The organism is Microbacterium sp. A93 (genome assembly GCF_051842835.1).
Genome location: NZ_JBPXMT010000005.1, coordinates 340,731 through 359,294 on the forward strand (window position 1 = coordinate 340,731; position 18,564 = coordinate 359,294).

The following is an 18,564-nucleotide window of genomic DNA, read 5'->3' on the forward strand; positions in this document are numbered from 1 at the left end:
GTTCGGTTCGGGCAGGGGTCGCGGATGGCCGCTTCCCGCCGACCTAAGCGGCAATCTGCGCCACCTCCGTCCGGGCTCGGGCGATTCTCAGCGCTGTCGGCGCCGCCAGGGCATGGCCACGACGACGGATGCCACGGCAACGAAGACCATCCCGATCAGCTGCCACAGCGCCGGCCCCGCCGCGGCTGGCCAGAGCAGGTCGATGACGACTGAGGCGACGAGCTGTCCGAGCACGGATCCGAGCCCGAGCAGCAGCACACCCGTGTGGGCGACGATTGCCGCGCCCAACAGGATGTACACGAATCCCAGCAGCCCGCCGAGGTATAACCAGGGTTCGAGTGGCAGTGCCTGCGGCATCCCGCGTACTGCGACGCTGACGCCCGCTGCGACGCACAGCACGAGGGTTCCGGTGATGAAGCTCATCAGCGTCGCGGTCATCGGAGACTGCACGCGTTGCGCGAGGCGTCCGTTGGTGGCCGACTGCCACGCGATACCGACACCAGCGGCGAATGGCAGCAGAAGCAGCCACAGCGGTGTGTCGGCGAGCACGTCTCCCCCGAGCGAGACGCCGACCGCGGCGAGCGCGAAGACACCACCGAGCACGCGTCCCGGCGTGACCGCGACGACGCCGGCCGGTCCGAATCCGATGCGGTCGAGGACAAGACCGTGCAAAGTCTGCCCTGCCACGACGCCGACGGTGAAGAGCGAGACTCCGAGGACGCCCGCTGTCACGCCCTGGGTGGAGACCGTGAGTGCTCCACACGCGCCGCCGAGCAGCATCCATGTCGGGATCGTGCGCGAGCGGATGCCGCGCCACAGCCGACCGGCACCGGCGCGCGCTGATGGCAGTGCGATGGTGACGACGATCAGGACGACAAGTCCGACGCTGAAGGAGATGAGCCCGGCGAGGATGCCATCGTCGATGCGGACTCCGAGCACGCCGTTGATCCGCGCCTGGATCGCGGTCATCGCTCCGATCGAGACGGCACCGCCCAGCGCCAACGGCGCGGAAAGCCTGCGGGTCTCGGTCACTCGTGCACACTACCCGAGCAGACGCTGCTCTTTCTGACCACCGAATGTCCGTGCGCGGGGTTAGCCTTGCCGCATGTGCGCAAGCTACGGGCTGGACCCTCGCTTCACCGACGCGGAGCTGCTGGCCGAGGCAGATGCCGACGTCCTCGAGGGGCTGCGAGTCTGGGCCGCGCAGAACGCGGGCGAGACGGTGCGTCCCACCGGAAAGAACCTCCGCAATCTGAGCCCACTGATCGTGCCGCGGGATGCCGGGACGACTCTGGAGCCCGCGTGGTGGGGCTATCTGGTGAATGGCGAGCCGGCGAAGTTCCCGTCAATCAACACGCGCTCTGAGCGACTGCAGGAGCGACCGGGCGGATTGAAGAGCCGCGCGATCGTGCCGTCCACCGGGTGGTTCGAGATGCAGAAGCCCAGCCGGGTGTGGCACGAGTTCGCTCTCGACAACCGTGCATTGTTCGGCATGGCCGCCGTCACGCAGCGTGGTCGCACTGCCGACGGCGAATCGTTCACCTGCTATTCCATCGTGATGCGCTCGGCCCCGGCCCACCTGGCCGACGTCCATGACCGGATGCCGGTGCTCATCCCGACCGCGTTCGCGCAGGACTGGCTGAACGCCGAGGCAGGGCGGGACATCATCGAAGAGGCACTGCTGGCTGCGGCATCCCTCGACGAGCGCGTCACAGTGACACCACGGGAGAACGACAAGGGCGAAGCGGATCGACTGTTCTGACGATCACCGCGGCGGCAGTAGCGCCCGCCTCAGCTGATCCCGCACTGCGGCGTCGACGCCCGCGTGCTCCAGGTATGCCAGCGCCCCACCATGCTCGCTGTCGAGCCAGTCGAACATCTCGCTGAGCAGTTCGGGCGGTGAGCCCGCGAGTACGTCGACGAGGTTGTCGGTGACCTTCACACGGAACCATCGCATTTTGCGCAGCATGCGCTGTGTCCACTCCCCCGACAGGTTCGCCGCGGTGGCGGCATAGTCCGACACGATGATGTCGCGGTCGATGTCGAGCGCAGTGAGAATGAGCGCTGAGACCAGGCCGGTGCGATCTTTACCCGCGGTGCAGTGCACGACGACCGGGCCTTCGGCGGATGCGACGGCCCGGATGACACGGCCGAGATCCTGTTGATGCCGGGTGAGCACCACGTCGTACACGTCCCGAAGTGTGAGCGTGCTCGGGTCGACGTTGCGCGGGGCACCGTCGATGGGAACAGAGAGATAGGCGGCACCGGTTCCACGCAGTCGGTCGCGCCCGCCGATACGTCGATCGATTGCCGAACGCAGGTCGATGACCTGCCGGATGCCGAGTTCCACCAGCCGGTTACGGCCGTCGCGGGTGAGGCGGTGCAGAGCATCCGATCGGTAAAGCAGCCCGGGTTTCAGCACTCCGGGGGCGACCTCGCGAAAATTGTACGTGCCAGGCACATCGAGGCGGGTGACGGCGGCGTCCATGCCGCAATGCTAGCCCGGGGGCCGACCCATGTCGGATATCGTGGGCGTCACGACAGGGAGGACGCCATGTCCGATGAGAAACCCCGCCCTCGCGCGTTGCGTGACGGCACGACCGAGCCCCGCTTTGCCGAGCGCTACGCAACGATCGACGAAGTTGCCGCGCTACTCGGCGTCACACCGGTGTCGCTGCGCCAGACGATGCGCCGACGCGATTCTGGGGAAGCGTCTTCGGCCAGCGACGCGTTCATCGACCCGATCGGTAACGTGTCCGGCTACCTGTGGGATCGCGATGATCTGACTCCGACGGCGATCGAGGCGTGGCACAATCGGCCGCGGCGCGGGCGGAAGCCGAACAGCGCGCAGTAGGTGAGAGCGCTGTGATGATTCGTGAGATATGGAGCCGACTGCGGGGTTCGAACCCGCGACATCCTGTTTACAAGACAGGTGTTATCCCTAGCTCTTCTCTGGACTGTAATTCACGTCATTCACGGGACTTTCCACCGCGTCGATGACACACTGCAACATACAGTGTCATCAAAGGAGCGGATTTGGCACGAGCGGTATCGGTCCAGACACCCGAGAAGTGGGCTGTGCTCGATGGGCGCGGCATCCCGATCCCGGCGGTCACGTCCTTCCTGCGGTACCTGGACAACGTCGGGATGTCTCCGAACACGATCGACGCTTACGCGCATGACTTGGCACATTTCTTCTCATTTCTGGAAGAGACCGGGCAGCTCTGGACGGCTGTCACCAACGATGTCCTTGCGCAATTCGTGCGCTACATGCGCACTCCACTCGACGCTCTCGTTCGACCATCGAATCCTGAGGGGCAGCGATCGCGGAAGTCCGTGAACCGGGCGATGACCACACTGTCTTCGTATTCGAAGCATCTCCACGACACCACCAACGATCAGGTCTACGTCGGGCTACTAAGAACGGCGCGGAGGCGGCGCAATCGGTTCTCCGAGCTCGATGAGACCTTGACCACAATCGGGCCGCGGATGCGCATTGCAGATAGCGAAAAGAGGACGCTATCTGACGGGTCCATCACGGCGATCATCGAAGCGACCAGCAACCTCAGGGATCGATTCCTTTTCACTCTCCTGGATGAGACCGGTCTTCGCATTGGTCAAGCGCTGCTCCTTCGTCACTCGGACATCAAGGTGCCGAACGCGTCGATCCGCGTTATGAAGTACGACGATGTCGAAGGCGTCGACGCGAGGAACAAGAGTTACAACTACGCCGTGATCCCCGTCTCGGCATCACTCATCCGCCTCTACGCCGCCTACATGCATTCTGAGTACAAGTACCTCGACTCAGACTTCGTCTTTGTCAATCTGTGGGCGGGCGAATATGGGAGCCCGCTCACCTATCGATCAGTCGAGCAGCTGGTCTATCGGCTGCGGAGAAAGACCGGCATCTATGCCTGGACGGCTCATACCTTCCGTCATTCGTTCGTCACCCGAATGCTCGCGAAGAAGGTTCCGGTCGAGACCATCTCGTATCTCGTAACCCATTCGAGCGTCCAGACAACCCTCGATACCTATAACCATCTCGATGTCGAGCACGTCCGAGAACAATTGATAGAAGCAGGAGCGTGGGAACGTGGCTAAATCAAGAATCAGCAATGGCGAGCTGGCCGCCCTAGATCTGCGGGTCGAGCTCGACGCCCGCTTCTTGCTCGACCCAATTCCCCTAGATGTCGAGGCCAGGTACTCGAAGCCTCCGTGCGCAGTTCCTGGTTGCGGGATGATCGCAGCACAGGTTGATGCGCGTCTTTGCCGAACTGATCAGGGTCACTTCCGCAAGTCGGGTTCGTCGGATGTCGAGAGCTGGATTCTCACTCAGCACCGGACGGTCTATCGACGGAAATCGCCGGAGGGATTCGATGTCGCCGCCGCGGGGCTCATGCGCGACGAGCTCGCCTACGGTCTGTCAAAGCGCGCGGAGCGGGACCAGATCACCTTGCCCGGAGTAGTTGGATCGCTTGCAAGAGTGCTGGCCGCATCCAAGTACAGCTCCCTTCTCGAACTCCGCCATAACCGAATCAAGATCGAAGAGATCAGCCGGGCTACCGGTGGCTACACGGATGTCGCTCGCGCCTTCCTTCTCGACACTCTCGACGTTCTGTGCCTCCTCGCCGGCCACGAACCGACCAGGAGGTATCTCGGCATTGCCGCGGCAGGCGGAGGCGCTTTTGTGAACCACAACCTGATTACCAATGCTGAATTCGCTGCGTCGATCGAGCGATGGATGAACTACCGACTCGCTGCCGAGATCGGAGCACCCCAATACATCCAAGCGATGCATGGCCATCTATCGGCCTTCTGCGCATATCTGGATTTCAAAGGCGTAACCGCCTGGAAGGACCTAGCTCGCGAGCACATGCTCGGATTCCTGGCCCACATCAAGACGGTTGAGTATGCGCCAGGCCGGACCTACAGCGCCAAGTATCAGATCGCCATTTGCAGCGCTATCAACGTCTTCATCGACGAAGCGGGCCTGAACGAATGGGCCGACATTCGCCGCAGCGCTCGATGGCTGCCCAACGAACTCCCGAAAGTCTCGAAAAGTCCGCCGCGGCTGATTGGCAAACAAGTTGCTGCCAGGCTGCGAGACGCCGGGAATCTACAACTGGTGGAAGACCTCGACTGTCGACTGATCATCCGCATCGCTGCAGAGACCGGCTTGAGGCGCAAAGACATTGCGGCCGGCATGACGACCGACGCCCTGCTGGACCTCGGAGACGACCGGTGGTCGATCGTCTATAGAGACTCAAAAAGCAAGAAAATGAAGAGCGCCCCGGTCCACGCAGGTGTTGCAAAGGCGATTCAAGACCACATCTCTTACAAGCAGACAAAGCTGCCGGGCACGCGGAACCTGTTCGCGCGCAATTTGAAAGACACGGTGATCACACTCACCCTGATCAACAACGCGCTCACGAAGCTGATCAAGGCGCTGGACATTCGAACCTCGAGTGGCGAATACTTGCCGGTGACCCCACACATGTTCCGGCACCAGAACGCCACCGACTGGCTGAACGGCGGCATGTCGCTCGTGGTGGTGCAGAAGCTCCTCGGCCACGATTCGATCGTCACTACCGAGATTTACGGTCGAATGTCCGAACAGGCCGTGCGCGAAGCGTGGGAGAAGTCTCGCGCTGTTTCAAACACTGGCGAAGTGGTCGAGAGGCCCATCGGCATCATGGAAGAGGCGGCCTGGACCCACGCCTTCATGGGCGGAGCCTCTCAGGCGCTACCGAACGGAAAGTGCGGCATGCCGTGCGGCGAGACATGCGAGCATGCCAATGCTTGCTTGTTCTGCCCGCTTTTCATGACCACCCCGGAGTATCTCCCGGTCCTCAGGGAGCAACGCGACGAGCACGCACAGATGATCGAGATGGCCAACGAACACGGACACGTGCGGATCGCCGAAAAGAACCAGCGCCCGTTCCTCGCCCTCAACAAGCTCATCGCCAGTCTCGAACAGATCGAACGTCGCGATCTCGCACTAGCGGAGGCGGGCGAGTAGATGTCAGATCGTTTAGTTGCCGCAGCCCAAGAGCGATCGAAAACGGCCACAGAAGCTGTAATTGCCTCGCTACGAAAGCATGAGGAGAGCCACCTCGCTGTCTCGGTTAGCTCCGTGGCAGCTGACGCGGGAGTCTCGCGGAACTTCATCTACTCGACCCCGTCGCTTAGGGACATGGTCATGGCCGCTCGGCTGGATCCCTTGCGACAGCCAGCACGAACACTGCCTCAGAGTGCTCGCTCCGCGGGATCTGATGCGTCTCTCCGGACGCGACTCGCAGCAGCGCTCCACCGAGCCGAGCAGCTAGAGCACGATCTCGCGGAGGAGAAGCGGAAGAACGGGGTTCTCCTCGCCGAAATTCTTGAACTCCAAAACCCGCAGACGCCGAAAAAGGTTCAACCGATTCGGCCGCGCCGCTTCTAACGTGTCACGTGACACGCTAGTTCGGATAATTTGACAACATCGGACTCCCGGAATTACAAGGATTTTAGTTGTCGCGTTCGATTGACCTTTGCCAACCTACTTCGGACAAGCGCGATGGGTTTGAGGTTGGAGCTCGCTCGAAGTCCTCATAATGAAAGCAACTTGACCGATGCCTTGTAATCGCTGGAGGAGAAAAGGCGCTCCTTCGCGATGGGAACTCTTCATCGTTCAAGACGTGCTGAGCGCAAACGCTAGTGACGGAGGGGAGCAGCTCGGCGAGGCTTCTTGCCGTAGGTTCCCGAGCCGACACTCTTGCAAACGGGCAAGGATCATTGATTAGCGCCCCCAAGGCGGTGAACACTTGAGAGCCCGCAAGCGGAAGGCCCAAAAGAGCCTGGCGAGGGGACATGAACGGCATGGCATCGAAACTCCTGGGCAATACGACCGGTCAGATCGAGATTCTTGCTCACCTTGGGCAGATAGTTGCAGGCGCTCCTGAGCCGATTCGAGTATCGATATTGAACTCGCCGACGATCATCCCAGTGGTACCGCGCTGACTCACTCCCGGTTGCGGCCATCAATGATCACCATGACGTCCGCCAGAGCATGGCCGTCAGTGAGCCACTGCACCGGACTGAGCCCGTCCAGCATTTCGTCCGCGTCCGGCTCCGTCATGAGGTCGCGCACAGTGACTGGATGGTAGCTGCGTGGCAACGCGCAGACAATCTCCTGCAGCCCTGGCAGAAGACCCGACGTCGTGAATTGCCACGTCGGGAACCAGAGCGCTTCACCTACCTCAGACGCAAAAGAGTACAGCGCACCCTCCGACGCAGCACGACGCACACTGGCGGGCTCGAGGTTGAGGAACGCAGCGACGCGGTCGACATCCCACGATGCAGCCACGGCTTGCCGGTGAGCTGCTGCGCGATTTTTAGCAAGCTCGGCATCACCCTCTCGAAGCGCCTCATCCGAGAGATCAGCTTCTGTCACGCCGGCGTACTTGATGAGAAAGTCGCGGGTAGAGCGGTCGGCTTCGGTTGTCATGGTGACGACGCTACGCGTTGCCAGCGGCACCAGACAAGGATGCTGCGGCTTGTTGCCAGAAAGTAGGCTGCTCTGCCTTCCTCAGGTGCGCGTCGTCCACGACCAACGCTGAGCGGGCGTCCCGCGATGCTGCTGTGGTCCGCTAAAGGCGAGGCACATTCATCGGCGATCCGACGACGTCGGCATTGTGTCAAGTGAAAACCGACGATTTCGAAGATCTGGCGATAGGGATGCGCAACGCGGCGGGCGCGCTGCAGCTGATGAGCCTTCGTCGAAAGCTCAGCGAGGAAGATCGGGCCAGATCTCGTAACCAAGGATGACAGCGTGGACACGGTCTCTGAGATGGAGCTTCGCGAAGATGGAGTTGATGTGAGATTTCACCGTCGTCTCCGCAAGGCGGAGCTCTTTGCTGATCTCAGTGTTCGAAAGGCCCCTGACTATCGCGGCAAACACGTCGCTCTCTCTCGGTGTCAATTCACGAAGCCGGTCGTCGTTCGCTTCGGACTTTCGAGCGGCCGGTTGTGTCGAGACGAAGTGATCGATCAGTTTCACGGTCAGTCCGGGGTCCACGACGGCCGCGCCCGAGGCAACGGTCTTGACCGCAGCGACCAGCGCTTCGGGCTTCGTACTCTTCAGAAGGAAGGCGCTCGCTCCTGCTCGAAGACTGCCGAAGGCGTATTCATCGAGGTTGAAGGTGGTGAGCACGATGACTTTGGTAGTTGGTTGTGCAGTGGTCAGGATCTTGGTGGCTTCTATGCCACCGATGCCGGGCATTCGGACATCCATGAGAACGACGTCTGGTTTCTCACGGAGGATCAACGGGATGGCTTCTTCACCGCTTGCGGCTTCTCCGACCACCTTGATGTTGTCGTCAGAGTCGAGGATGAGCGCGTTTCCTACACGTTCGAGAGGCTGATCGTCGACAACAATGACGGTCACCATGTGGCGTGTCAGATCATTCATGATTCGGCTCCGTCGCTGTCTGGTGAGGGTACGGGCAGCGTCGCGCGGGTTCTCCATCCGCCTGTCGGCGCTGGGCCCGCGTGGTGCGTTCCGCCGAATGCTGCGGCCCGCTCTGCCATCGCGGTGAGACCGATACCCGCACCGATACTCTCTGCGCGGCCCGCGTCCTGTCCGTCATCGGTCACGGTGATACGAAGCTTCTCGCCGTCACCGGCGATCTCGACGGTGACGGCTGTCGGGTTCCTTGCATAGCGGAGCGCATTGGTGAGAGATTCCTGCACGATGCGGTAGACCGTGTTCTGCAGCGGAAGGTTCTCCCGAAGAGGCAACCCGCTCTGGGTCAGGGTGACGGGAAGCCCTGCGGATCGAAACGTGTCGGTGAGTTCTTCAAGAGTAGGCAGATTGTGTCCTGATTCGTGCAAGGCGTGATCAAGGTCGGCATCGTTATCGCGGAGTATGCGGAGGATTGTTTGCATCTCACTGAGCACGTTCGCGCCGACGTTGCCGAGTTGTTCGAGCGCGTCTGCTGCGCGCTCGGGGTGCTTCTTCCATCCGGCTTTGGCTCCACCGGCGAGGGCGATCATGACGGTGATGGAGTGCGCCACCACGTCGTGCATTTCTGCGGTGATTCGGCTGCGTTCGGTGAGCGCGGCTGCCTCGATGCGTGCGTTCACGAGCTCTGCGAGAGCAGTCCGTTGTTCACGTCGTGCTCTGACCGCGATACCGAGTAAGAGGGCGACGAGTAGAGACGGTTGGAGCACGTTGAGAAGGATCGGCTCGAGACCGACCAAGATGCGCAGGCCTGACGCGGCGAACGGGATCGCAACGCTCATGAGATACCCCAGGAGCGCTCTACTCAGCGGCATGCGGGAAGCGACGGCGTAGAGGACGACCATGCCTTCGATGAACGAGGAGCCGAAACCTGATTGCATCAAGGGGCTGAGACTGGTGAATGTGATCACCAGGGCCAAGACCAGAAGCGGGCGGGACCTGCGCCACCACAGAGCCATGCCGGTCGCTAAGACGAGGACATAACCGAGCCACGCATTCTCGTTCGGCACAAGGATCAACGCGACAAGCGCGGGCACGGTGCAGACGAGAATAATTACGACATCGATGACACGTGGATGACGAGTGAGCCAGGCCAACGGTGCCCACAACGCTGGTGCGAGTGTTGCCTCATCAAATGGTGCGGCGTCGACCCGAACCGATCGTCTGCTGCGTGCCGCTTGGGCGTCTACTCCGCCGCGAGTCCCCGTAGTCCTCCGGCTAGTGTCCGGTTCCTCGATTTTGCGAGACGGCGTGCGCATGATGCTCCTTCCGCCTCATTATCAGCAATTTTACTGTCCCGCATGTCGAGGAAGCGAGCTCGCGGCTCAGGCGTCGCGTGTCTTGAGGACGATGCCGGAGACAACGAGCATGCCGATTGCCCACCCTCCGAGGACAAGGTATCCCTGCCAGTCGGTGAGACCGGCTCCGGATTCGATCGTGCTGATTAGGAGTCGGCCGGCGATGCTCGGGAAGAACTCGACGGCGTCCCTGATCGGGTCGATGGGGATCGATCGGACCATTTCCGGGAGGATGCTCAGCAGCAGCACGGGGATGAGGATCGCGACGACCACGTTGCGGACGAGGAACGCGATCCCTGTAGCCAAGATGCCGATTGCGGCGAGGTAGAGGCCCGATTTGCTGGCCAACAGGAAGACACCCTCGATGGTGATTGAGTAATCCACTTCGGTTCCGGAGAGGATCAGCGCAGGGATCGTCTGGGCGGCGAGTGTCCCGAGGAAGGCGATACCGAAACCGATCACTGCCGCGAGGAAGGCCTTCGCAAGCAGCATCCGGATTCGCCCAGGGACTGCGAGGAAGCTCAATTTGATCTGTCCAGAGGTGTACTCGCTGGTGACGAACAGCGCGATGACGACGGCGAACAGGAGCTGTATCCAGAGGACGCTGTCAACGAAAGCGATCGGCTCGATCTTGGTGAGGTCCGTGCCCGGTGCCCGGTTGCCGGTGGGGTTGGCAAACGACAGGGCGAGCATTGTTGCGGATGCCGGTATGAAGAGTGTTGCGACGGCGACGAGGACGCGGTTCGACGTGAGTGTGAAGAACTTGACGAACTCGGCTCGGATACTCCTGGGCAGGTTCACCCGATTCGCGGCGACGGTCTTGGGCAGCGTGGCGGTGGCAGTCATAGTCGGTGCTTTCTGGTCGATGAGGGGTCGGGCAGTGTCGTGAGCGTTCACGCGTCGCGCTTCTTGACGGCTACACACGCAGCAGCCAGGAGCAGCGCGCTCCAGAGCACGAGTACCCCGATACCGCCCCATGGCGTGAGCACGGCGCTCCCGCCGTCGGGCGCGAGGACGAGTTGTCCGGCGACGCTGGGGAGAAACGAGATCAGGTTCCTCATCCACTCGACGGGCACCGCAGCTAGGAGCAAAGGAGCAACGGTAATCAGGCAGAGCACGGTGACGAGGCTGGCGACGGTGTCGCGGATGATCGCGGTCAGCGCCAGTGCGAGCACGCTGATTGCAGCCAAGTACAGCCCTGATCCGAGCACCAGCCGGAGCGAGAGGAGTGCGGGAAGCTCAATACTGAGGGCTCCTTGTTCCGCCAATATCCAGGCGGCAAGGAGTACCAGGCTGGACGAGGTGATCCCGATGACGAAGCTGGTGAGGGCAAGCACAGCCGCTTTCCCCGTGACTACCTGGGTCCGAGTGGGGACGGCGAGGATGGTAATCCTGATTGAGCCTGAGGTGTATTCGGATGCCATGAACAGCACAGACAAGATGGCGAGGAGAACGCCTGCCCAGACGACGCCTTCGAGAAGTTGACTGGGGAGGAGTGTCTCATTCGCTGCTGTTGACGGATGTTCGGCGTCAGTGTTCTGCGCAGCGATCGTGGTGATCAGGCGCAGGGCCGCGGCGAGAAGGACGAGCATGAAGGCGACGAGTGCGGTGACCAGCTGTGAAGGAAGCGTCGTCAGCTTCAGCCGTTCCGAGGAGAGCACCCTCCAGAAACTTACTTCGATGGCTCTGCGCTGCGATGTGAGCTGGCTGTCAGTAAGTGCCGGGGTGATCATCGTTCGCCCTGGGGCTTGTCCTCGGCCGTGGGGGTCGGTGGAGTCGTTCGACCTGATTGGTACTGCACGGCGTCTCTGGTGATCACCCGGTATGCGTCCTCCAAGGAGTGTTGCACGGGTGTCACCTCGAACAGCACGATGCCCGCCGCAGTCGCTTTCTGCGCGATCTGCTCGGCACTCAGACCTTGAACGTCAACGGATCCCGACCCGTCGTAGCTCGTCGTCACGTTAGGAGCGGCGAGCAGTTCGACCAGCCCGGCAATGTTGTGCGTCTTCACTCGAACGACGTCGCTGGTGTCCACGAGGTCACCGATCGGTGCGTCCGCGATGATCTCACCCTTTCCGATCACGATGACGTGATCGGCAATCAGGGACATCTCACCGAGCAGGTGCGATGAGAGCAAGATCGTCCGGCCCTCGTCGGCGAGGCCGCGCAGCAGATTCCGAATCCAGGTGACCCCGTCTGGGTCGAGACCGTTGACTGGTTCATCAAGGATGAGTGTGTGCGGGTCGCCCAACAGTGCGACGGCGAGCCCCAGGCGTTGGCCCATACCGAGTGAAAAGCCCCCGACCTTCTTGCCAGCGACGCTGGACAAGCCTGTCAGTTCCAACACCTCATCAACGCGCGCATTCGAGATCCCGTGGGTGGCCGCGACAGTGCGCAGGTGGTTTCTTGCCGTGCGCGACTTGTGCGCGGATTTTGCGTCCAGAAGTGCCCCCACTTCGCGAAGAGGTGCGCGCAGCTGCGCATACCGTTTCCCTGCGATCGTCGCGGAGCCTGACGTTGGATGGTCGAGTCCCACGATCGAGCGCATTGTGGTGGACTTTCCTGCCCCATTCGGCCCGAGAAAGCCAGTAACTTGCCCGGGAGGGGCGGTAAACGAGACGTCCTTCACCGCGTAAGTGTTGCCATATTTCTTGGAGAGATCATGTACTTGGATCGACATCGGTCGTTCTCCTCATAGGGGTGAGACGCAAGGCGAGACCTGCCAGCGCGCGCATATGTTGCTTGCCTTCCACGCTACGAATCGGCAGAGATTATCGGGACCTCCCACAGGTGGAACTCTTACCGCGCCGAAACTACGAAACCTCCACCCCAGGGTGGTTCTAACGCTGATGAAATGCCCACCCGTTAGCACACGCGGCGCGGAAGCCCTCTATAAGGGAGAAATAGGGTCGAAGAGACGTCGGAGAGTCATCAGAATCGTGGGTGCCCCAGGCAGAGGGCATCACCAAAGCGTATGGTCCCAGCGTCGCTCTCGAGCGAGTCAGCCTGACGGTGAACGTCGGCGAAGCTGTGGCTGTGGCTTTTGCTGAAGGGTGGCGGCATCACCGCCCGCAAGAGGGACCTCCACAGCGAACTCCCGTCCAGTGACGAAGCTCCGGGAAGTTGCGGGCGGAGCTGAGCCCGTAGGACCCGCCCGATGAAATGCCCGCTGAGCGGGGGTCAAATGCATCACACCGACAGATGCGCCGGTCGATGAGGGCTGTTTGTCCGAACTACGTGGCAAAGTCCGAACTAGCGTGGCACATGACATAACGGACGGACCCGAGATGCCGGGCGTTCACCACGTTTTGGAGCCCCCTGCCGGGATCGAACCGGCTACCTTCTCATTACAAGTGAGATGCTCTACCAAGTGAGCTAAGGAGGCGTGACATGCCTTCAATTCAGATTACTGCTTTGGGATCGTAACATCGATGACATGTCATCCAGTCCCGATCCCAGTAACGCTGCCGGAATTCAGTGGCTGGCTAGAGATAAGCGTCGCTCTACCAGCTGAGCTAAGTCGGCATGCGCCACCGAAACGATGCCGCACTACAGATTCTATGACACCCAGCTGCCAACTCTGAACGGACAGCGTCGGAGGCACAGTGCAGACTGGAGCGGTGATCCAGCGATTGCCGATTCGACGCGTTGAGATGCATCCGCTCTCACCGGCACCTCTCGACGCGTGGCCGGCCACTCTGCCGCCCGTGCGACAAGTACTGGAGAGCGGATGGGACCTCGGCCCGGTCACGGTCCTGACCGGTGAGAACGGCAGTGGCAAGTCCACGCTGGTCGAAGCGATCGCGATCGCTTACGGGTTGAATCCGGAAGGCGGGTCGACCGGAGCCATGCACGCCACGCGCGCGACGGAATCGGCGCTCGGTGAGCATCTGCAACTCGTCCGTGACGGCGGTGCCCCAAAGAAGGGCTTCTTCCTGCGCGCCGAGACCATGCACGGGTTCTACTCGTACCTCGAGGAGGTGGGGATCGGCGGCCCGTTGCACACCCGCAGCCATGGAGAATCGTTCCTCGATCTGGTCGCGGAACGCGAACACATCAGCGGGCTCTGGATGCTGGATGAGCCCGAATCCGCGCTCTCCGTCTCCGGATGCCTCGCACTGATCGGTCAGTTGCGTGACTTCGTCGCTCGCGGCTCGCAGGTCATCCTGTCCACGCACTCGCCGATCCTCGCGGCATTTCCCGGCGCAGATCGCTACGAGCTCGGCGACTGGGGAATGCGCCGCTCAGAATACGACGACCTCGACCTGGTACGCACCTGGCGAGGGTTCCTCGATTCACCCGAGCGCTACCTGCGCCACCTCAACTGATCGATCCAGACTCAATCGGTGAAGTCCAGGCTCAATCGGTAAACGAAACCGAGACTATTCGGCCGGTGTGTCTTCCGGAGCCGGCGTCTCGACCGAAGCCTCAGTCGGCGTCGGCGTCGGAGATGGTGACGCCGCGGCATCCGTGTCGCTGGCGACGGTGAGCACGAACTGCGAAAACTCAGCCGGGTCCTTCAGCGAGCCGACATACGCCTCGCCGTTGACGACGACCATGGGCGCGCTGGTGAGTACGAGATCGTCGGATCCGGCCAGCGGCCCTGCCAGTGCACGAGCGGTTGCTTCCTTCGCCCATGAGACGAAGTCTGCACCCTCGATACAACTGCGAACGACCTTGGGCTCGTCGACGCCTACGGCGACAGCGAGGTCAGCGAGCTCGACATCGGTACGACCGTTACTGTCTACCTCGGGCTGATCGATGAGCAGTTCGTGGTTGAACGCGTAGAAGTTCTCTGGCGAGTGCGTGGCAACGCACGCAGCAGCGGCTGCAGAACGCAACGAGTACTTCGTGCCGTTCGAGCTGGCGGTAAGCATCGACACCGGGTGGTAGGTCACCGTGACCGCATCCTCGTCGATCCAACCGGACAACTGACGGGCGTTGGCTCGCTCAAACTCCCCCGCACCAGGCGAGAGATAGTCGACGTAGATATGCACATCGACGGCAGTCGTCGCTGTGGTGGGCTCCGGCTCGGCCATCTCTTCGGGGGACTCAGGAGACGGCGTTACGGGCACGCTCTCGCTGACGGCATCCGGGATGTCATGCACGACGATGCCATCGCTTTTCATGCCACTCGGGCTCATGGTCGGCTCTGAGATCGTCGACGTGACGGCCATCGTCACTGCGGTACCAATGGCACCGACGGCAACGATGGCGACCACACCAATGATGATCCTTCGCACAATGCGCACCCTCGACTGCTGTGCGTGCACCTGCTGGGCCTTCTCCCGAACCACCTCACGGGAATTGCGAGGGGTGGGGACGTTCGGCGTTTCGTCGCTCGACATCGTTCCTCTTGAAAGTCTTGTGGGGACGGGCTCCCTGACGTCCGCTTCGCTGAGCAGGACCACCATCGATGTTAACCAGCCAGGCTGGGAAATACCCAGGTGCCGCCGTTCATGTCATACTGAACTCGGCCCGATGGCGGGCCACGGTGGGCTCATATCCACCGCATCCATCACAACGGATCGTCCGGCACGTACCTGCCGGTGAAGGAGAAAATAATGGCATCCGTAACTTTCGATGACGCCACGCGTCTGTACCCCGGCGGAACCCGCCCGGCGGTCGACAAGCTCAACCTCGAGGTTGCAGACGGCGAATTCCTCGTCCTCGTCGGCCCCTCCGGCTGTGGTAAGTCCACCTCGCTGCGCATGCTCGCTGGCCTCGAAGAGGTCAACGACGGCCGCATCCTCATCGGCGATCGCGACGTCACCGACGTGCCGCCGAAGGACCGCGACATCGCGATGGTCTTCCAGAACTACGCGCTGTACCCGCACATGACCGTCGCCGAGAACATGGGCTTCGCGCTCAAGATCGCTGGCATCGGCAAGGAAGAGCGGGCCTCCCGTGTACTCGAGGCTGCAAAGCTCCTCGACCTGGAGGAGTACCTCACTCGCAAGCCGAAGGCACTCTCCGGTGGTCAGCGTCAGCGTGTCGCCATGGGCCGTGCAATCGTCCGTCAGCCGCAGGTGTTCCTCATGGACGAGCCACTGTCGAACCTTGACGCCAAGCTTCGCGTTCAGACGCGTACGCAGATCGCGTCGCTGCAGCGTCGCCTCGGCGTCACCACGGTCTACGTCACCCACGACCAGACCGAGGCCCTGACCATGGGTGACCGCATCGCGGTGCTCAAGGATGGTCTGCTCCAGCAGGTCGGCACGCCCCGCGACCTGTACGAGAAGCCGGAGAACCTGTTCGTTGCCGGCTTCATCGGCTCGCCTGCCATGAACCTGTTCTCGACGGATCTCGCCGAGGGTGGCGTGCAGTTCGGCACCGAGGTCGTCCCGCTCGACCGCGACACCGTGGGCCGCGCCAACGGCTCGCAGGTCACGGTGGGCGTGCGCCCGGAGGACATCGTCGTCGGCCCCGCCGATGGCAAGGGTCTCTCGGTCACGGTCGACCTCGTCGAAGAGCTCGGCGCTGACGGCTACCTCTACGGCCACGCAGATGTCAACGGCAAGCGCACCGACCTCGTCGCACGCGTCGACGGCCGCAACCACCCGAGCGCCGGCCAGACGGTCACGCTCGCCGCGACCGCCGGTCACGTCCACGCATTCGACATCGAGTCGGGCCTGCGTCTGAACGACAAGCCGGTCGTCTCGGCCTCGTAAGTTCGTTTCACACGCGGCGCGGGCTCCTTCGGGTCGCCCGCGCCGCGTCGTTTCTCCGGGAGCACCATGCAGGACGCACTGCGCATCACCGCCAGCAAGATCAATCCCGAACTGTTGTCGCTGCCATGGTCGACTCCGCTCGCGAAGTGGCCTTCCGAGCGCATCGTCTCGCTCCCCAAGGGCCTCTCCCGACACCTGGTGCGCTTCGCCGATCTCTCGGGTCGCGTCGTCGCGGTCAAGGAGACGACCGCGGAGATGGCGCAGCGCGAGTACGACATGCTCGGAAACCTGGCCCGCCTGGACGTACCGTGCGTTGATCGTGCCGCCGTGATCGCTGGACGAACGGATGCTGACGGCCATCCCCTCCCCGCTGTACTGGTCACTGTCCACCTGCGCTTCTCTATGCCGTACCGGGCACTGTTCACCCGCGTACTGCGCCCTGACACCGCCACCCGACTCGTCGACGCACTCGCTCTTTTGCTCGTTCGCTTGCACAACGTCGGCTTCTACTGGGGTGACGTCTCCCTCTCGAACACGCTTTTCCGGCGCGATGCCGGTGCGTTCGCCGCCTATCTGGTGGATGCCGAAACCGGCGAGCTGCACGAAGAAGGCCTCACCGACGGGCAGCGCCTCTACGACCTGGATCTTGCACGCACGAACATCGCCGGCGAAATCATGGACCTCGCCGCGGGCGGGCGGCTCGAGCACGGAGTGGATGCTGTCGCCATCGCCGACGGCATCGTGTCGTCGTATCACTCGCTGTGGGCTGCCCTCACTGCCGAGGAATCCTTCTCTGCAAATGAGACGTGGCGCATCACTGAACGCGTAGAGCGGCTCAACGCGTTGGGCTTCGACATCGACGAGATGTCGATGAAGACCACCGCGGACGGCACGGTTGTGGAAATTCAGCCCAAGGTGGTGGATGCCGGACACCACCAGCGCCGTCTCATCCGCCTGACCGGGCTTGACGTCGAGGAAAATCAGGCCCGTCGTCTATTGAACGACCTTGATGAATTCCGGGCACGCTCGAAGAAGGACTGGGCAGACGAGGAGATGTACGCGCACGAATGGCTCACGCGCGTGTTCGAGCCCGTCGTGCGAGCGATCCCCTATGACCTGCGAGCGAAGCTGGAGCCTGCGGAGGTCTTCCACCAGGTGCTCGAGCACCGCTGGTACCTGTCGCAGGCTGGTGGGCGCTCTGTTCCGCTCGCGGAGGTGCTGACGTCATACATCAACGAGGTGCTGCGTCACCGCCGCGATGAGGCGACGATCATGGGGCCGCCCACCGAGACGATGTCGCTTCCGGTGATGACCGGCGCGATGCCGATCTCTGCCGAGGACGAAGCCCTCGACTGGCGCGACCTGGTCTAGGGGCTCTCCCTCATTGCGAGTGGGTAGCTGTGGCTCGAGATTCGCAGAAAATCGAGCCACAGCTACCCACTCGCACGCGGTTTTCAGTACCCGACGGCGAAGTTCTCTCGAGTGTGCTTCGGATTCTCGATCTCATCGAGGAACGCGACGCCGAGGTCGCGGCCAGAGATGAAGGATTCGCCGTTCTCATCGGTGACCAGAACCGGGCCGCCATCGCGGTACTTCCCGGTGCGCTCCCCCGGCGCCCAGACGCCGAAGCCACCGGCCGGGTGCACGAAGAACCAGTCTTTGCCACTGGTGTCGGCGCGCAGGTCTTCCAGCACACCGATGGCTTCAAGCGACTCTGCCTTGTACTCCTCCGGGAAATCCGTGTCGACGAGACGCGCTCCTCCGGGAGCGACGAGGCTGCCGCCGGCGCCACCGACGACGCCCAGACGGACCTCATCAGGCAGCGCGGCGAACAGCTCGGCGGTCGCCGGACGCACCTTGCCCACCATGTCGCCTCGCGGAGCAAGCGCCTGGATCACGACGTCGACCTTGCCGATCTGCGCGAGCAGGCTCGGCACGTCGAGGATCGTGCCCTCGACGTACGTCGCGCCCTCCACTGGCTCAGTGGCTACTGAGCGGGCGATCGAGATCACCGAATGACCGCGAGACACCGCCTCAGCGACGATGTTCGAACCGGCATAGCCGGTCCCTCCGACGACAGCGATACGGGCCATGG

Annotated in this window: 18 protein-coding genes and 2 tRNA genes; 8 read left to right on the forward strand and 12 right to left on the reverse strand. The window is 62.3% G+C overall.

What is annotated here, in order from left to right:
- Positions 1-87: 87 nt before the first annotated feature.
- On the reverse strand, positions 88-1,002 hold the full coding sequence (locus ACSU1G_RS15065) for a DMT family transporter (RefSeq protein ID WP_439280890.1): 915 nt from the start codon (positions 1,000-1,002) through the stop codon (positions 88-90).
- Positions 1,003-1,105: 103 nt separating this feature from the next.
- Here ACSU1G_RS15065 and ACSU1G_RS15070 point away from each other — a divergent pair, with 103 nt between their 5' ends.
- The gene (locus ACSU1G_RS15070; protein WP_439280773.1) at positions 1,106-1,762 is read left to right on the forward strand and encodes an SOS response-associated peptidase family protein; all 657 of its coding nucleotides are present in this window, start codon (positions 1,106-1,108) and stop codon (positions 1,760-1,762) included.
- Between the two features lie 3 nt (positions 1,763-1,765).
- On the opposite strand, the gene ACSU1G_RS15075 is transcribed toward ACSU1G_RS15070, so the two are convergent.
- Positions 1,766-2,488 carry a tyrosine-protein phosphatase gene (locus tag ACSU1G_RS15075; protein ID WP_439280774.1) on the reverse strand — a complete coding sequence of 241 codons (723 nt, stop codon included), beginning with the start codon at positions 2,486-2,488 and terminating at the stop codon, positions 1,766-1,768.
- A gap of 66 nt (positions 2,489-2,554) precedes the next feature.
- Here ACSU1G_RS15075 and ACSU1G_RS15080 point away from each other — a divergent pair, with 66 nt between their 5' ends.
- Positions 2,555-2,854 (forward strand): hypothetical protein, encoded by a 300-nt coding sequence (locus ACSU1G_RS15080; protein WP_439280775.1) that lies wholly within the window; start codon positions 2,555-2,557, stop codon positions 2,852-2,854.
- A 29-nt stretch (positions 2,855-2,883) separates the two neighbouring features.
- Here the strand turns inward: ACSU1G_RS15080 and ACSU1G_RS15085 are convergent.
- Positions 2,884-2,952 (reverse strand) — tRNA-Thr (locus ACSU1G_RS15085).
- Positions 2,953-3,078: 126 nt separating this feature from the next.
- Between ACSU1G_RS15085 and ACSU1G_RS15090 the strand changes: the two genes are divergently transcribed.
- Genes ACSU1G_RS15090 through ACSU1G_RS15100 form a run of 3 tightly spaced genes read left to right on the forward strand, consistent with a single transcriptional unit; the run spans position 3,079 to position 6,442 of the window.
- On the forward strand, positions 3,079-4,101 hold the full coding sequence (locus tag ACSU1G_RS15090; RefSeq protein ID WP_439280776.1) for a tyrosine-type recombinase/integrase: 1,023 nt from the start codon (positions 3,079-3,081) through the stop codon (positions 4,099-4,101).
- Positions 4,094-6,019: a tyrosine-type recombinase/integrase gene (locus ACSU1G_RS15095; protein ID WP_439280777.1), complete on the forward strand. Its 1,926-nt coding sequence runs from the start codon at positions 4,094-4,096 to the stop codon at positions 6,017-6,019. The genes ACSU1G_RS15090 and ACSU1G_RS15095 overlap by 8 nt, the downstream gene beginning before the upstream one ends.
- A complete protein-coding gene (locus ACSU1G_RS15100) occupies positions 6,020-6,442 on the forward strand; it encodes a DUF6262 family protein (protein ID WP_439280778.1) in 423 nt (140 codons plus the stop codon).
- A gap of 558 nt (positions 6,443-7,000) precedes the next feature.
- Here ACSU1G_RS15100 and ACSU1G_RS15105 read toward each other — a convergent pair.
- The 7 genes from ACSU1G_RS15105 to ACSU1G_RS15135 form a co-directional block, all read right to left on the reverse strand.
- On the reverse strand, positions 7,001-7,516 hold the full coding sequence (locus tag ACSU1G_RS15105; protein WP_439280779.1) for a hypothetical protein: 516 nt from the start codon (positions 7,514-7,516) through the stop codon (positions 7,001-7,003).
- 249 nt (positions 7,517-7,765) lie between these two features.
- A complete protein-coding gene (locus ACSU1G_RS15110; RefSeq protein ID WP_439280780.1) occupies positions 7,766-8,449 on the reverse strand; it encodes a response regulator in 684 nt (227 codons plus the stop codon).
- Complete coding sequence (locus ACSU1G_RS15115; protein ID WP_439280781.1) at positions 8,446-9,537, reverse strand: sensor histidine kinase; 1,092 nt, start codon at positions 9,535-9,537, stop codon at positions 8,446-8,448. Before ACSU1G_RS15115 ends, ACSU1G_RS15110 begins: the two co-directional genes overlap by 4 nt.
- 288 nt (positions 9,538-9,825) lie before the next feature.
- Positions 9,826-10,644: a hypothetical protein gene (locus ACSU1G_RS15120; RefSeq protein WP_439280782.1), complete on the reverse strand. Its 819-nt coding sequence runs from the start codon at positions 10,642-10,644 to the stop codon at positions 9,826-9,828.
- Between the two features lie 47 nt (positions 10,645-10,691).
- A complete protein-coding gene (locus tag ACSU1G_RS15125; RefSeq protein WP_439280783.1) occupies positions 10,692-11,531 on the reverse strand; it encodes a hypothetical protein in 840 nt (279 codons plus the stop codon).
- Positions 11,528-12,478, reverse strand: a complete 951-nt coding sequence (locus tag ACSU1G_RS15130) for an ABC transporter ATP-binding protein (protein WP_439280784.1) — start codon at positions 12,476-12,478, stop codon at positions 11,528-11,530. The genes ACSU1G_RS15125 and ACSU1G_RS15130 overlap by 4 nt, the downstream gene beginning before the upstream one ends.
- Before the next feature lie 629 nt (positions 12,479-13,107).
- Positions 13,108-13,183: transfer RNA gene (locus ACSU1G_RS15135), tRNA-Thr, on the reverse strand.
- A gap of 322 nt (positions 13,184-13,505) precedes the next feature.
- On the opposite strand from ACSU1G_RS15135, the gene ACSU1G_RS15140 reads away from it, so the two are divergent.
- Entirely contained in the window at positions 13,506-14,126 is a 621-nt protein-coding gene (locus tag ACSU1G_RS15140) for an AAA family ATPase (protein WP_439280785.1), read from the forward strand.
- 54 nt (positions 14,127-14,180) lie between these two features.
- On the opposite strand, the gene ACSU1G_RS15145 is transcribed toward ACSU1G_RS15140, so the two are convergent.
- A complete protein-coding gene (locus tag ACSU1G_RS15145) occupies positions 14,181-15,146 on the reverse strand; it encodes a protein-disulfide isomerase (protein ID WP_439280786.1) in 966 nt (321 codons plus the stop codon).
- A 216-nt stretch (positions 15,147-15,362) separates the two neighbouring features.
- On the opposite strand from ACSU1G_RS15145, the gene ACSU1G_RS15150 reads away from it, so the two are divergent.
- Together ACSU1G_RS15150 and ACSU1G_RS15155 are read left to right on the forward strand one after the other, a co-directional pair.
- Positions 15,363-16,469, forward strand: a complete 1,107-nt coding sequence (locus ACSU1G_RS15150; RefSeq protein WP_439280787.1) for an ABC transporter ATP-binding protein — start codon at positions 15,363-15,365, stop codon at positions 16,467-16,469.
- A 66-nt stretch (positions 16,470-16,535) separates the two neighbouring features.
- Positions 16,536-17,840, forward strand: coding sequence for a DUF4032 domain-containing protein (locus ACSU1G_RS15155; protein ID WP_439280788.1), 1,305 nt, complete (start codon positions 16,536-16,538; stop codon positions 17,838-17,840).
- Between the two features lie 83 nt (positions 17,841-17,923).
- Here the strand turns inward: ACSU1G_RS15155 and ACSU1G_RS15160 are convergent, their stop codons facing one another.
- Positions 17,924-18,562, reverse strand: a complete 639-nt coding sequence (locus ACSU1G_RS15160; RefSeq protein ID WP_439280789.1) for an NAD(P)-dependent oxidoreductase — start codon at positions 18,560-18,562, stop codon at positions 17,924-17,926.
- Between the last annotated feature and the right edge of the window lie 2 nt (positions 18,563-18,564).